Raw genomic sequence first — 14,121 nt, 5'->3', positions numbered from 1 at the left:
GTGAGTCCGGAAAGCATGTGCGGGTCCTTCTCGTTCGAACTTCTTGGTGAGTGCGCCGTGTTTGCCGGTGCCACATCAGAGTGGCGGCAACCGTCCGGATCGCGGCGGAGCGGATCTGTGTTTCCACAGGTGGTCCCATGAAAACAGACTCTCCGGTCCGGACGATTCCGGGCCACCGGACCGGACTTCCCGAAGGGTTGGGCCCGCCCGGGATGTGCGGGCGAGGGCGTGCGAGCTCCGCCCGGACCCTCCGCTCCTCGGGCTCGCGACGAATCGCGGCGGTGCTTCGAAGAGACGCGGTCGACCTTCGCGGATGGCGCCGAATGATGCCGGAGCGCGGTCGAATGTGATCGCGGACAAATGGATTGACGAGTGTGAGCCGGTCCACGTATCGATCACCCCGGCTCGCCGCCCCGGCATCGGCGGACGAGCCGAAAGCGGGAGGCGCCCACCCGGCCATCGTGCCGCTCGATCCGCGTCCGCGCACCGAGCGGGACATGGGGGTAACGGCCGAGTTGCCAGCTACCCGACCGCACCGGCGCCCGGCATACCTGCCTCCTGGGTCCCTGCACGCGGTGCGCTGAGAGGGTGCGTACCGTGGCGGGAGACCTGGTCGCAGCGTTTCGGTGCTTCGGCGGATTACCGTTGCTCGGCAGCGAAAACGCCTCTCATCAGCAGCGGAGTCGCAGTACCCGCGGCCACGGCGAATAAACATCTCGGTAGCGAGTCGGTCTTTCTCAGTCTTATCCGTTACCTTCGGCATCCATGACCGACGCATCACCGGGTCCGGCCGGGCACGACATACCGCCGGCCGCAGCACCGTCCCCAGATCCGCGGCCCCGAATTCGGGGCCGGATCCGGCAGGTGGTGGGTTCGCTGGTGCTCGCGGCGATGACCGCCACGGTGCCGCTGGCCTTCGCGCCGGCGATGCCCGCGTCGGCGGCGGTGACGAAGCCCGGTGTGGAGAATGCGGCGGCCCGTGCGGCGGTCACCGATATGGTCGGCGATCACCCGGGGGTGGTGACTCTGCCCGCCGATTTCGCCGCCGGCGCCGGTTATCGGCCGGTCGTCGAGAAGGGGGTCCTGGTCAATCCGCACGGCGACTGTTCGTCGCCCATTCAACTCCCCGGTGAGTTCGATGATGCGTGCAAGGCACACGACCTGGGCTACGACCTCCTGCGCTATGCCGAGCAACGTCAGCAGCCACTGCAACCATGGGCCCGCCAGGCGATCGACGCCACCCTCCAGCGGCGTATGCACGCCGCGTGCGACACCCGCCCGGACACCGCTGCCCGTGCCCGCTGCGATGTGCTGGCCACCGTCGCGACGACCGGTGTCGATCTCAATTCCCGGCGGCAGAACTACGCGACCCCGGATCCGGAGTTCCTGTTCGGCACGGAACTGTCGGGTGAGCGCCTCAGCGACCAGCTGCTGCATGTCGGCGCTCCCACCGCGCTGGGCGTGCTGGGAGCCGCCATCGTCGGCCTGGTGACCTGGCGGCGGCTGCGTCCGCAGCCCGGACGGGTCGCCGCCGTCGAAGCAGGCGCCGTCGCATGACCATCGTCACGCCCCGCGCGACCCGACTTTCCGAACCGGTCACCCCGCGCCGCCATCGTCCCGCTCTCACCCGGCCACGGATCGAGACGCTGATCGCCGTCACCGCCGCGGTCGTGGTGTCGTTGCTCCCGGCCGTGCTGCCCCGCACATCCATATCGCAGGCCATCCTGACCGCGGTGCCGGTGGCCTTCGCCATCGGCATGGTCGCGCTGCTGCGGGCGGTGCTGGGGTATTGGCGCATCGATATCGACGCGCGCCTGGGCCGCCTGCGGGTACCGGTGCTGCTGCTGTGCGGATTCGTGGTGACCGCGGCCACCGCCCGGGCCGCGGCCTGGCAGAACGGTCTGCACGCGGCGATGGGCATGGCGCCGGCCGGTGCCGCGTACTGGTTGCGCTGTCTGCTCGGCACCGCGTTGATCGTCGGCATCCTCGTCGGGACCGGGCGTGGAATGCGCTGGGGGATAAGGAAACTCGTACGGCTGTGAGCGGAGGCCGGATGTGTGCCCGGCGCTGATGGTCTAGGCTGCTCGGCGACTGCCGACACAAGGGGGGCGTGCGCGTGCGCAGACTGATGCTGGTTCTGCTGGTCCTGGTACTGGCCGGATGCTCACAACCGAAGGGTGGGGCACCGCAGGCCGTCACCGCCTTGCCACACACCGATTTCGGCATTCCGCTCGCGGACGAGGGCAAGCGGAATCTGGAGCTGGCCGAGCAGTTGCGCACCCTCGACCCCTGCGCCTTGATCGATACGGCCGCCCTGGCCTCCTACGGCAGCCCGCAGGTATCGACCACACCGGCGATCACGAGCTGCACGCTGAAGGTGCGCGGGCCCGACGCCGATCTGCTCGCGCAGGTCAGCGTGACGGTGGCGGGTCACGGAAATTCCGCGAGCGCCGCGACCGCGCAGACCCATCGGATCGAAGGTTTGGCGCTGCCGGTGAATGCCGGATCCGTGCCGGGTTCACTGTGCGGATTCACCGTTCCGGTCGGATTCTCACCGAAACCCGCGGTGCGCGAACCGCAATCGCCCGCCGATCCGGTCGGCTACCTGTCCGTCGACGCCCGCTTCTTCGGCGACGCCACCTGCGATGTCGCGAAACGGGCCACCGCGTCGGTGATCACGGCCGTACGCGACAACCGGATTCCGCGCCGCGATCACGCCCGGATCCCGGTCCCGCTCACCGACCGCAGCCCCTGTGAGCTGACGGCCCACCTGCCGCAGGGCTATTCGGTGACCTCCTTCCGGCCCGGCTGGGACCCGTCCCAGTGCTCGTTCGGTGTCGCGAGCGCGGGTGCGCGCATCGACCGCCCGGCAGTGAATGTCACCTTCGCCCTGCAGAATCCGGACAACGTCCTGCATCCCACCGGAGGACAACGCGTCGAGCAGATCGCCGGGCATCCGGTGCTCGTGCAGGAAGCCGGGGGCAACGCCTGCCAGATCGTCGCTCCCGTCGGAGCGCCCGTCGCATCGGTCGCGCTGACCGAGCCGCCGGTCGAACCGGAACAGCATCGAGCGGTCGTGGCGGTGGACGCCCAGTGCTCGGTCCTCGACGACCTCGCACCCGTCGCCCTGGATCTGTTCGGCGCCGCCCGCTGAGCCGGATCGGTGGCTCACACCGTGGTGGCGACCGCCCACGCGGTGTGAATCGCGCCCTCGATGTAGTCGACCCGTGCCGCATCACCCACGACATGCACCGCGGGAACCACGCCCTCGAGCGCCGCGGCCAGCGGTGCCTGCGCCGAAACCCCCGAGGCCACCACGACCATGTCGGCCGATGCGGTCATGGTCCGGTCGCCGACGCGAAACTCCACATACTTCTCGGTGATTCGCTGGACGGTCGCCTTCCGGTGGATGGTCACCCCCGCCTCGCCCGCGTGCCGCACCGCGGTCCAGCGTCGCGGCATCGCCATCGGCACCCCGAGTTGCCCGCCCTCCTCGAGCAAGGTCACGGTGCGGCCGCGCTCAGCGAGGAATTCCGAAAGCTCCAGTCCGACAAGTGAACCGCCGATCACGACCACGTTCTTGCCCATCGGCAGGAATCTGCGGGTGACGGCGCGGATCGCGGCGGTCCGGCGGGTGATCCCGGACAGCTTGCCGAGCCGGGCGATGGTCCGCAGCAGCGGCGGTACCCGCGAGACGTCGCCGGATCCGGTCATCAACGCGCGCAAGGTATCCCCGGTGTGCACATGCGGCAGATCGCCGCCCGGCACCGCCGGGCGGTCGCGCACCGCACCCGTGGCCACCACGACCACATCCGGACGCAGCGCCCGGATGGAGTCCACCGTGGCCTCGGTCCGCAGCCGGATGTCGATGCCCAGCCGCGCGACCTCGCCCTTCAACCAGTTCAGCAGCCGCTCGTTGTCCGGTGTGGTGAGGCCGGAGAACCAGAGTGTGCCCCCGAGCCGATCGGACTTGTCCAGCACCGTGACCCGATGCCCGCGCTCACCGGCCACCCGGGCGGCCTCGAGCCCGCCCGGCCCCGCCCCGACGACCACGATGTGCTTGCGGGTGTCGGTGCGCACCAGCGGCAGCAGCGTCTCGTTCCCGAGCGCCGGGTTCACCGCGCACAGCGGGGTGTCGTCCCAGAAGTTCTCCTGAACGCACACATAGCAATTGATGCACGGCCGGACCCGCTCCGGCGTCCCCGCCTTCAGCTTGTTCACCAATTCCGGATCGGCCAGCAGCTGTCGTCCCATGGCGGCGAAATCGGCCCCGCCCCCGACGATCGCCTTCTCGCCGACCTCCGGCAGTACCCGCCCGACCGTGATCACCGGAATCGAGACGGCCTTCTTCACCGCCGCGGCCAGCTCGGTATACGCCCCGACCCGGTCCGGCAGCGGGCCATCGGTGAAGTTGGAGAAGGGATTACGGCCCCATCCGGTCACGTGGATGGCATCGGCCCCGGCCGCCTCGAACAGCACCGCGGCCGCGGTGGCTTCCGCGGTGGTCAGCGCGTCCTGCTCGCCGAACTCGCGGCCGGCGACGCGCACCAGAATCGCCAGCGAATCGCCGACCTGTTCCTTGACCGCGCGGATGACCTCGACCGCCAGCCGCGCCCGGTTCTCGAGCGATCCGCCGTATTCGTCGGTGCGCCTGTTGTCGGCCCGGCTCAGGAAGCCGCCGAGTATGTAGCCGTGCGCGCAGTGGATCTCGACCGCGTCGCCGCCGGCCGCCGCGACCCGGCCCGCGGCCTCGGCGAAACATCGCACCACCCAGTCGATGTCGTCCTTGGTGGCCTCGCGATAGGTGGCCTTCTTACCGCCGGTGACGGCGGCCATCTTCCGCAGCTCCTCGGCGGTGTTGTCGCCCAGCGCGGACATGTCCGCCGACCCGGTGGGTTCCGAGGGAACCAGCAGCGGCCGCCCCTGCACGGTGTCGATCCGGGCCACCTTGCCGTGGTGGGTCATCTGCACGCACAGCTTGCTGCCGCCGGCGTGCACGGCATCGGCCAGCGCCTTGATTCCCGGAATGAACCGATCCTGTGACAGCCCCGGTTCCTTGGTGCTCGCACATCCATGCGGATAGGCCACAGCGCAGCAGCCGGTGATGATCAGTCCGGTCCCACCGGCCGCGCGGGCGGCGAAATGGTCGATGTCGCCCTGCTCGATCTCACCGTCGTCACACAGGTTCATGTCCATGGCGGGCATGACCACGCGGTTGGGCACGGTGAGGGGACCGATGGTCCCGGGAGCGAGCAGGTGGGGGAAGGTCTGATTCCGGGTCACGAATAAAAGCTAAGTCTCCGCACAGCATCATTTCGCGAAGCTCCCGATGATCGAGACCGCCACCGCAGTGACACCCGACACGCTGCGACAACGCCGCCTGCTCGATACCTGCCACGAGGACCGTCGCCGGATCACGCACACCCGCGCACTCCCCGCCGAATCCGATCCGCACCGGGCACCCACGCCGAGATCTCGCTCGAGCGCCCTCGAACCCTGTCCCGCAAGAGAACCACGTCCTGAGCACGGCAGCCGGACCGCCGGGCGGCCGGGACAGGGGAGGTGAGCTCCTACTCCTGGACAGCGGATGTGCTCGGCGCCGTGGGCCGCGTGCGCACCGCCCATGCGATGAGATACGGCGCCAGCAGACCCGCGCCGAGCATGGCGACACCCGAGATCAGCCAGCCGATCTTGCCGAGCCCGAGACACAACCAGGCCACCAGCGCCGGACCGGCCGTCTGCGCGATCCGCAGACCGGCTCCGTAGACCCCGAGGTAGTGGCCGACAGCGTGGGCGGGAGCCAGGGCATTGGACACCTCGAAACCCGCTGCGGAATGCCATAGTTCACCGACCGCCAGCACCACAGCGGCGATGCCCACGAGGAGCAGCGACAGCCAGGTGGAGTGATCGGCGGCCATCGAAACGACCAGGCAGGCACACAGCACCGCCCACCCCGAATACACATAGGCGCGCGCACCGGCCGTCGGTGTCGCGACCCGACGGCACACCCGGACCTGGAACAGCACCACGATGACGGTGTTCGCGATGTCGGCCGCGGCGATCGACCAGCGGGGAGCGGTGGTCGCGGAGACGATCCACAACGGCACCGCGACCGCCTGCATGCTGTGCTGCAGCGCCAGCACACCGTCGAGTGCGGCCAGCGCGAGGTAGGGCCGATCCCGAAGCACCGCCCGCGCGGCGCCGTCGTGGCGCGTGACCGGCGGTGCGATGTGCGGAAGCCTGCCCACGAGCGCGGCCACCGCGAGCAGGAGTACCGCGGTCCCGAGGAAGATCACGCGATAGATCTCCGGAGAATCGGATTGGGCGACCAGTCCGGAGGCACCCGCGCCCAGGGCCAGCCCGACGTTCAGTACCGAACGAAGATATCCGCGCACCTCGTTGGCGTTCTCGTCACCGAGGCGGCTCACCATCGTCGCCACCGCCAGTTGCGCACCCGCGTGTGCGGCCGAGGTGATCGGCACGATGACCAGGAAGGTCCCCCCGTCGCGTACCCAGGGCAGCGCCGCGGTGGCGATCGCAGCGAAGACCAGCGACCAGCGCAATGTCGGCCCCGGGCCGAAACGGTCGGAGACGCGGCCGGCCGCGACGACGACGGCCACGCACAGTCCTCCCGCGATGCTGAGTCCGAAACCTATTCGCCCGGAAGAGATGTGGGCGATTCGCGAGAAATACAGGATGCCGGAGGTCAGATACACGCCCGCCGCGAGGCCGGCCCCGGATACGACGATCGTCAGCATTCTGCGAACGTCGCGGGTGATGCCGCCGGCGCCGCCGGCGATCTCGGTCGAGGTATCCATGATCAGACGGTCATCGCTTCCGAATCGGAAACCACAGGCACGCAATGCATCCCGAATCCGGCAGCGGTCGCTTCGATCGCGGCGCGCACCTGCGCCGTCGACGGCCCTCGGAACCGGAAGTTCGCGCCGATCCCCTGATAGCCGAAGCTCTCGGTGACGGTGGTTCCGGGCTCCGGCACATCTTCGGCGTAGGGCCGCAGGCCGTCCGGAACATCGAGGTGCGTCGACTGCACCGTGCACGGTGGATCCAGTGGCGGCCGGATCAGGAGTTCGCCGGCGACCGTGGTGTCCGCCAGCGGATGGCTGTGTGGTGGCATCCCGAGCTGGATCCGCATCGCCTCTGCGGGCAGATCACAGCCGTGCACCTCTCGCCAGAGGTTGACCGTCTCGCCGCCGGCGAAGCGGGCGGCGACCTCGAGGAACTCGATTCCGATGGCGCCGCCGGATGCGGGCACCAGGAAGACCTCCAGATGGAAGACGGTCGGCACGCCCGGACTCAACGCCGCGAAAACCGAAGTCACGAACGGTTCCAATTCCGCGTTGTACGCGGGATCGTCGGTCTCCACCGTCCCCAGGGTCCGGCCGCCGTCGGCGAAACTCAGACAGGTATCCAGGTAGATCGACGGGCGCCACGGTCCCAGACGCTCCCCGGTCCACACCCCGTCGACGAAGGCGATGTCGCCCGGGCAGAACCGCTGCACCAGCCACGGTTCGGTATCCAGATCCGGCAGCGACGCGAGATCGGCCGGCCCGTCCAATCGCATCACACCGCGGCTGCCCGCACCCAGCGCCGGTTTGACGATCACCGGATATCCGACGTCCTCGGCGAACCGCTGTACATCCACCTCGGTCGAGACGGCGGCGAACTCCGGGATCGCGATCCCGGCGGTCTGTATCGCCTGGCCCATCAGCAGTTTGTCGCGGAATAGAAGGATATGGCCGGGCCGATCACCGGGCACATTCCATTCCGCCCGCAACTGCGCGGCGGTCAGCAGATCGAACTCGCTCAACGCGACGATTCGATCCGGAGTGCCGTGCCGTCCGCACAGCACGGTGGCCGCCGCGGCGGCTCCGGACATGTCGTCGACCACGATCACCTCGGCGGCGCCGGGCGGCACGCCGTCACGAGCGGAGACCGGGCACACATAGGTGACCGCGTTCGACTCGTGATCGATGACCTCCGCATACGGGATGGCGAGGCCGCGCACCCGATGCAGCACCAGGATGTGCGGGCGAGCCGCGACCACCTCGGCAGGCGCACAGGTGATCCGGAATCCGGCGGCAGTGTCCAGAATCGCCTGTTCGACTTCGCCGGACCGGGATCCCGCGAACCGGAACCGGGCCTTACCCATCGCATACCCGGAGGTGTCCACGACCACGGAACCCGGCTCGGGCACGATCGCTGCGTACGGCTCGCCCGGGACAGGCGCCGGGGTCGCCTCGACGACCCGGAACGGCGGGGGCGTGGCCGGGGCGATCAGTAGCCAGCCGCCGGTACGATCGTCGCCCGGCTGTTCGGCTCGAGGCGATTCCCCGAGCTGGATACGGGTGTGGGCTTCGAGCAAGTCGTAGCCGTGGACTTCGCGCCATACGAACGGGACCTCGGCGCCGCCGGCTCGCGCGCCGATCTCGAGGAAGCGAAGGTGCGGATCGTCCCCGCTGCCGAGAAATGCCTCGAGATGGAACACCAGCGGAGCTCCGGGGCTGAGCGCACGACACACCGTCGCGGTGAATTCCGCTGTCCGGCGGATCGTTTCGCTGTCGTCGATCTCCACCGAGCCGAGCACTCCACCGTCGGTGAATTCGGCGCAGGTGTTGATGTAGCGGGAGGGCCGCCACGGCCCCAGCGTCGCACCGGTCCAGACACCATCGATGTGGATCACCGGATCGGAACAGAACGCCTGGACGAGTGTCGGCTCGTCCCAGGCGGCACCCGGGTCCGGCAGCTGTCCCGGTTCGTCGAAGCGCTGGAATCCGTAACTCAGTTGGCCGACACGGGGTTTCGTGATGACCGGCCAGCCGTGCCGGGTGGCGAAGTCCGTGATGTCGGACGGCTGGACAGCTTCGGCGAAATCGGGCAATGCGATTCCGTGCGCGGCCACCGTGCGGTACATGGTGAGCTTGTCGCGAAAGACCGCCGTGCGCTCGGGTCGATCGCCCGGGGTGTCGAATCGGACACGAAGCTCGGCGGCTCGGTACAGATCCATTTCGTTCAATGCCACGATGTGGCTGGGCCGCCCGAAGTCGGCCACGAGCTGGTCCGCGGCGTCGATGGTTGTGGCGGCGTCGCTCAGGTCCACGACGCGAATGCCGGCGGCCGCCGGTGGCACGGAATTCCGGCCTGCCGGCGAACAGATATACGTGACGGAGTATTCGGAGTGATCCAGATAGGTGTCGTAGGTGGCGAAGAAGTCTCGCCATCTGTGCAGGATCAGCACATGCGGTTTCATCGTTTCTCCGTGATTGAAGATGCACGAAACGACGCGATTGCCAGGCGCAGGGAGAATCCACACGCCGACAGCGTCGAAAAGGGTGGTACCGAGGGAGTTCGTGGAGGGAAATCCGGTCAGCGACTCACGTCACGCGCCGGAGTATCGCCACGTTGTGGATCACAGAGAAGGAGGGGAGTGCCACCGGGTTTGAGGCGATCAAAGTGGTTCTCGATTCACGCGTCGGTGTGTTCGCCTCATCGTTGCCGAACATCACCGATCGCAGTGCAGCGCACTGCGATCGGCAGTATACATACGATTTGAAATATTCCCTTTCCCAAGATTGGGGAGTGGTCGGCGAGTGTTGTCCGCGACGTATTGTGGTGGCGGTACGGGCAATTCGGACAAGTCGCGGGAAGGGATTGTTCTTACCGGAAGGAGAACAATAGGAATACGAATTCTTGCTTTGGGTCGAATCTATATCGAATTGGGGTTGTGGCGCGGTTCACGTCGCCCGGTCCCGCCGGACCCGGTCTGTTCACGAGAATGCGGCTGTCGAGTCGCGCGGGGCGGTGGTTTCGGCTGTCACCGGCCCGACCGGCGTCGACCACGCCGTCGGTGCCCGGCGGCCCGCCGCATGCGGCTTCGCCGCTCACCGCCGCGAACGGCTCCGCATCGTGATCGGCCGGTACACCCGTCGTGGTGTACCGGCCGACATGTGAAAATCTCTGTCCCGCAGAATGATCGCGTCGTTCCGGTCAGGGACGGATGTTCGTGAGATCCGCCAGCAGCCCGGGGTGTGTGGGCTCCCAGCCGAGGGTCTCGCGGGTGTGCGCGCTGGACGAGGGCTGATCGGTCGCGAAGATCTGGCCGAGCGGACCGTAGGTCTGCTCCGGAACCGACTCGACCGGCAGACCCAGCTGCTGCCCGATCGCCGCCGCGATATCGGCCACCCGGTCACCCTCGTCGGCCACGGCATGCCACGCGGTCCCGGGCTCTGCCTTCTCCAGTGCGAGCCGGAACAGCACCGCCGCGTCGAGCGCGTGCACCGCGGGCCAGCGCTGCGCCCCGTCGCCCGGATAGCCGGACACTCCGGTCTGGCGGGCGATCCGGGTCAGTAGTCCCGCGAAGCCGCCGTCGCCCTGATTGTGGACCGTGCGCGGCAGCCGCACCGCTGAGCTCCGCACCCCGCGCGACGCCGATTCCAGCACGGCGGTCACCGTGAGACCGCGACCGCCCACGGGTCCGTCGGTGGACGTCGGATCGGCTTCGGTGGAGGCACGGCCCGGAACCCAGGGCGTGCCAGAGACGATCACGAAAGGCCGGTCGCTGCCGATCAGTTCCGCGGTCAGGGCCTCGACCGCGGCGCTCTCCTCGGCGACATTGCCCGCCAGCGCCTCGGGGCTGCTGAAGTCGTTGCCGAACGCCAGATGGATCACCCCGTCGGCGCCGGTAGCTCCTGCGCGCAGCACGTCCAGGTCGCCGAGGCCGCCGCGTACGGGCTCGGCGCCGGCGGCCTTCGCGGCCGCGGCCGAGGCGTCGGATCGGGCGAGTGCGACCACGGTGTGGCCATTGCCCAGGAGTTCGGCGACCACGGCCGAACCGATCAGGCCGGTACCTCCGGTGACGAATACGTGCATGAGTCTCTCCTCCGTGATGGGACCTTTGTCCCGTCACGCTACCACCGATGAGACTCTTGTCCCATCACATATGATGACCCCATGGCTCGATGGGAACCAGGCGCACGTGACCGCCTCGTCGTGGCGGCCGTGGACCTGTTCACCGAGCAGGGCTACGACGCCACCACGGTCGCGCAGATCGCCGAACGCGCCGGCGTCACGAAAAGCACCTTCTTCCGGCACTTTCCGGACAAGCGCGAACTCCTGGCGGCCGGCCAGGAGACACTCGGCCGCCTGCTGTCCGACGGCATCGCCGAGGCCCCCGGCAACGCCACCCCGCTGGAAGCGGTGGCCGCGGGACTGCGGCGAGCGGCCACCGCGATGGGACCGGGCAACCGCGAACTCGCCCCCCGGGTGCAGGCCGCCATCGCCGCCAGCACCGAACTCCAGGAACGCGACGCCCTCAAGAGCGTCGGCCTCACCGCGGCGATGGCCGAAGCGCTCATCGCGCGCGGTGTTCCCGGTGTCACCGCGGCTCTGGCGAGTGAACTCGGCGGCCTCGCGTTCAAGCGCGGTTTCGCCGAATGGATTGCAGGGCAGGGTGATACATCCGATGAGCTCGCCCGGTGCGCGGTGGCGGCACTGGACGAGTTGCGCGCGGCGAGTGCATCGCTGGGCTGAGTGATCGCCGCGGCGCGTACTCCGGCGGACCGCGTGCCGCATCCGATCCGGATGTCGAATTTCCCACAGCCCCGGGCCGATGCGAGCTCCGGGCTCCATCGGTACCGTGGCCAGAAGCCCGAGATGCAGTCGTCGCAAGGAGTTGGAAGCCTTGGAGCAGGTACTTCGACCGCTGGTGGTCTTCGCGGTGACGCTCGCGGTCACCATCGCAATCGGCATGGTGGCCGACCGCCTGCTGTCCCGCGCCGCCGACAGGCGTCCCCGGAACCGGCTGCCCGCCTTGTTGCGGCGCGTCCATCTGCCGTTGCAGATGTTCCTCGCGACGATCGCTCTGCACTTCACCTATCCGCTGGCACAGATCGACCTGCGCCACGACGACGTCGTGCTCAATGTTCTGGCGGCGATGGCGATCCTGTCCGCGGCGTGGCTGGTGATGCGCGCCGTGGACGCGATCGCCGAGAACACACTCGACAAGTACGCCCGGCGGGCCACCGACACCGCCCGGGTCAGGCGCCTGCACACCCAGCTGACGCTGGTCCGCCGCATCATCACCACCGTGCTGGCGATCACCACCGCAGCCGTCGCCATCCTGCTGCTGTTCCCGAATCTGCGGACCCTGGGCACCTCGCTGCTCGCCTCCGCCGGTGTCATCGGCATCATCGCCGGTGTGGCGGCCCAATCGACGCTCGCCAATCTGATGGCCGGGCTACAGATCGCCTTCGGCGATTCGGTGAAGATCGGCGACACGGTGGTGGTCGAGGGGGAGTGGGGCACGATCGAAGAGATCACCCTGTCGTTCCTGACCGTCCGGATCTGGGACGACCGCCGCCTCACCATGCCGGTCTCGTACTTCAACTCCAAGCCGTACGAGAACTGGTCCAAGGGTGGTCCCCAGATCACCGGCACCGTCTTCCTCTACCTCGACACCAGCACCCCGGTCGACGAACTGCGCGAGCACCTGCACGCATATCTGCGCAGCCGCGACGACTGGGACGGCCGCAACTGGAACCTCCTGGTCACCGACAGCACCCCCTTCGGTATCCAGGTTCGAGCCTCCATGTCCGCCCGCAACGCCGACGATGTCTGGACCCTGCGCTGCGCGGTGCGCGAGGAACTGCTGGCCTGGCTCGGCCGGGAGCATCCCGGGGCGCTGCCGAAGGTGCCGACCAGCGTGGTCGAGCGACCTCACGCGATGGCGGAGTGATCGGCCGCCTTCGCGGTGGTGCGGTGCAAGCGAATCGCGGAGATCAGGAAGAAGACCCCGCCCAGCGCCGCATACCCGGCGATGGTCGTCAGTGACGCGTCCGCCGCGCCGGCCATCAGGACGAAGCTGCTTCCGGCGAGAACCGAGATTCCTCCGCTGAGGATCATCGCCCACTGACCACCGAGCCGGTAGCGCAGGACCGCGACGATCAACTGCACGAGCCCCGCGGTGATCGCCCAGAAACCCCACACCCGCAACACATCCGGGATACCCGAACCGACCGCGAACCCCAATCCGACGGTGGTGAGCAGGCTCGATCCCATATTGATGTACAGCGGCGCCCTCGCGCGCGTGGCGCCGGCGGAGCGGAAGTCGACCACCGCGGCGGCGAGGTCGAACAGGGGGTAGATCACCAGCAGGACAACGGTTCCCGCGTCGATCGTCTCGGCAACCACCATCATCGACACCGCCCAGGCGATGGCGAAACCGAATCGGACGTAATACAGGTTTCGCAGCGTTCGAATGCTGCCGCCGGTCGTGTCGGGAGCGGTGGTGGTGGCGACTGATGTGGACATCGGATCCCTCTCGGTGGGTGATGTGGTGACCGATCGGAAGAAGAAAGAACGATCGGTACACATGAGGTTGCAGCATTCCGGCACGGGCTGTCAAGACCGATCGTTCTTTCTGCTAGGTTGGAACGACACGTCGAGAGATCGGATGGGAAGCGAATGTCGGAAGCGCGGACGCGCCTGCTCAACACGGCGGCCGGTCTCTTCTACGCCGAGGGCCTGCACGCGGTGGGCGTCGACCGTGTCATCGCCGAGGCGCAGGTGACGCGGGCGACGCTCTACCGGCACTTTCGCAGTAAGGACGACCTCCTCGTCGCCTACCTGACCCAGACCGACGAGGCGATCCGCGCGCGGATCGATACCGCGCGCACACCGGACGCGAGCCCCGACGACGTCATCCGGACGGTCGCCCGATCCATCGCCGACGACATCGGGCGCTCCGGCTTCCGAGGCTGCGCGTTCCTCAACGCCGCGGCCGAATACCCCGATCCGGCCCACCCGGTCCACCGGGCCGTCCTCGCGCACCGGCAGTGGTTCCTGGCCACGATGACCGAGCTGTTCGCCGGCACCGGAAAGGCCGATGCGGAACCCGCCGCCCGGCACTTCGTCATGCTGCGCGACGGTGCCATGGCCGCAGGCTGCCTCACCGATCCGAAACCGATCGGGCAGACCTTCCTGCGCGGCGTCGAAGGACTCCTCGGCTACCGCAGTCGCCAGGAGCCGGAGGTCTAGAACGGGGCCGTCCGCGTAATTCCCTGCAGTGGTGAGCTTCTCGTCGAGCGTTACGGTCGACGACTACCG

General features: G+C 68.4%; 11 protein-coding genes. 6 read left to right on the top strand and 5 right to left on the bottom strand.

What is annotated here, in order from left to right:
- Window positions 1–765 precede the first annotated feature (765 nt).
- The 3 genes from AB0L57_RS18580 (at window position 766) to AB0L57_RS18570 (ending at window position 3,154) form a co-directional block, all read left to right on the top strand.
- On the top strand, window positions 766–1,557 hold the full coding sequence (locus AB0L57_RS18580; RefSeq protein ID WP_364963316.1) for a hypothetical protein: 792 nt from the start codon (window positions 766–768) through the stop codon (window positions 1,555–1,557).
- Complete coding sequence (locus tag AB0L57_RS18575; RefSeq protein WP_364963313.1) at window positions 1,554–2,042, top strand: alpha/beta-hydrolase N-terminal domain-containing protein; 489 nt, start codon at window positions 1,554–1,556, stop codon at window positions 2,040–2,042. Before AB0L57_RS18580 ends, AB0L57_RS18575 begins: the two co-directional genes overlap by 4 nt.
- Window positions 2,043–2,116: 74 nt before the next feature.
- The gene (locus AB0L57_RS18570; RefSeq protein ID WP_364963310.1) at window positions 2,117–3,154 is read left to right on the top strand and encodes a hypothetical protein; all 1,038 of its coding nucleotides are present in this window, start codon (window positions 2,117–2,119) and stop codon (window positions 3,152–3,154) included.
- Between the two features lie 14 nt (window positions 3,155–3,168).
- Here the strand turns inward: AB0L57_RS18570 and AB0L57_RS18565 are convergent, their stop codons facing one another.
- The 4 genes from AB0L57_RS18565 to AB0L57_RS18550 all read right to left on the bottom strand — a co-directional run bounded on the left by AB0L57_RS18565 (window position 3,169) and on the right by AB0L57_RS18550 (window position 10,887).
- Window positions 3,169–5,283: an FAD-dependent oxidoreductase gene (locus AB0L57_RS18565; RefSeq protein ID WP_364963307.1), complete on the bottom strand. Its 2,115-nt coding sequence runs from the start codon at window positions 5,281–5,283 to the stop codon at window positions 3,169–3,171.
- A gap of 287 nt (window positions 5,284–5,570) precedes the next feature.
- Window positions 5,571–6,818 (bottom strand): MFS transporter, encoded by a 1,248-nt coding sequence (locus AB0L57_RS18560; RefSeq protein WP_364963304.1) that lies wholly within the window; start codon window positions 6,816–6,818, stop codon window positions 5,571–5,573.
- A 2-nt stretch (window positions 6,819–6,820) separates the two neighbouring features.
- The gene (locus tag AB0L57_RS18555; protein WP_364963302.1) at window positions 6,821–9,268 is read right to left on the bottom strand and encodes a hypothetical protein; all 2,448 of its coding nucleotides are present in this window, start codon (window positions 9,266–9,268) and stop codon (window positions 6,821–6,823) included.
- Window positions 9,269–10,005: 737 nt separating this feature from the next.
- Window positions 10,006–10,887, bottom strand: coding sequence for an SDR family oxidoreductase (locus AB0L57_RS18550; RefSeq protein WP_364963299.1), 882 nt, complete (start codon window positions 10,885–10,887; stop codon window positions 10,006–10,008).
- 81 nt (window positions 10,888–10,968) lie between these two features.
- Here AB0L57_RS18550 and AB0L57_RS18545 point away from each other — a divergent pair, with 81 nt between their 5' ends.
- Window positions 10,969–11,547 carry a TetR/AcrR family transcriptional regulator gene (locus tag AB0L57_RS18545; protein ID WP_364963296.1) on the top strand — a complete coding sequence of 193 codons (579 nt, stop codon included), beginning with the start codon at window positions 10,969–10,971 and terminating at the stop codon, window positions 11,545–11,547.
- A 151-nt stretch (window positions 11,548–11,698) separates the two neighbouring features.
- Entirely contained in the window at window positions 11,699–12,751 is a 1,053-nt protein-coding gene (locus AB0L57_RS18540) for a mechanosensitive ion channel domain-containing protein (protein WP_364963292.1), read from the top strand.
- On the opposite strand, the gene AB0L57_RS18535 is transcribed toward AB0L57_RS18540, so the two are convergent.
- Window positions 12,733–13,326, bottom strand: a complete 594-nt coding sequence (locus AB0L57_RS18535) for a hypothetical protein (protein ID WP_364963289.1) — start codon at window positions 13,324–13,326, stop codon at window positions 12,733–12,735. The genes AB0L57_RS18540 and AB0L57_RS18535 overlap by 19 nt on opposite strands.
- A gap of 153 nt (window positions 13,327–13,479) precedes the next feature.
- On the opposite strand from AB0L57_RS18535, the gene AB0L57_RS18530 reads away from it, so the two are divergent.
- The gene (locus tag AB0L57_RS18530) at window positions 13,480–14,052 is read left to right on the top strand and encodes a helix-turn-helix domain-containing protein (protein WP_364963287.1); all 573 of its coding nucleotides are present in this window, start codon (window positions 13,480–13,482) and stop codon (window positions 14,050–14,052) included.
- Window positions 14,053–14,121 lie beyond the last annotated feature (69 nt).

The organism is Nocardia sp. NPDC052254, assembly GCF_040679495.1.
Classification (GTDB): domain Bacteria; phylum Actinomycetota; class Actinomycetes; order Mycobacteriales; family Mycobacteriaceae; genus Nocardia.
The sequence above is the reverse complement of the archived record's forward strand: the minus strand, read 5'-3'. Positions and strand labels throughout refer to the sequence as shown.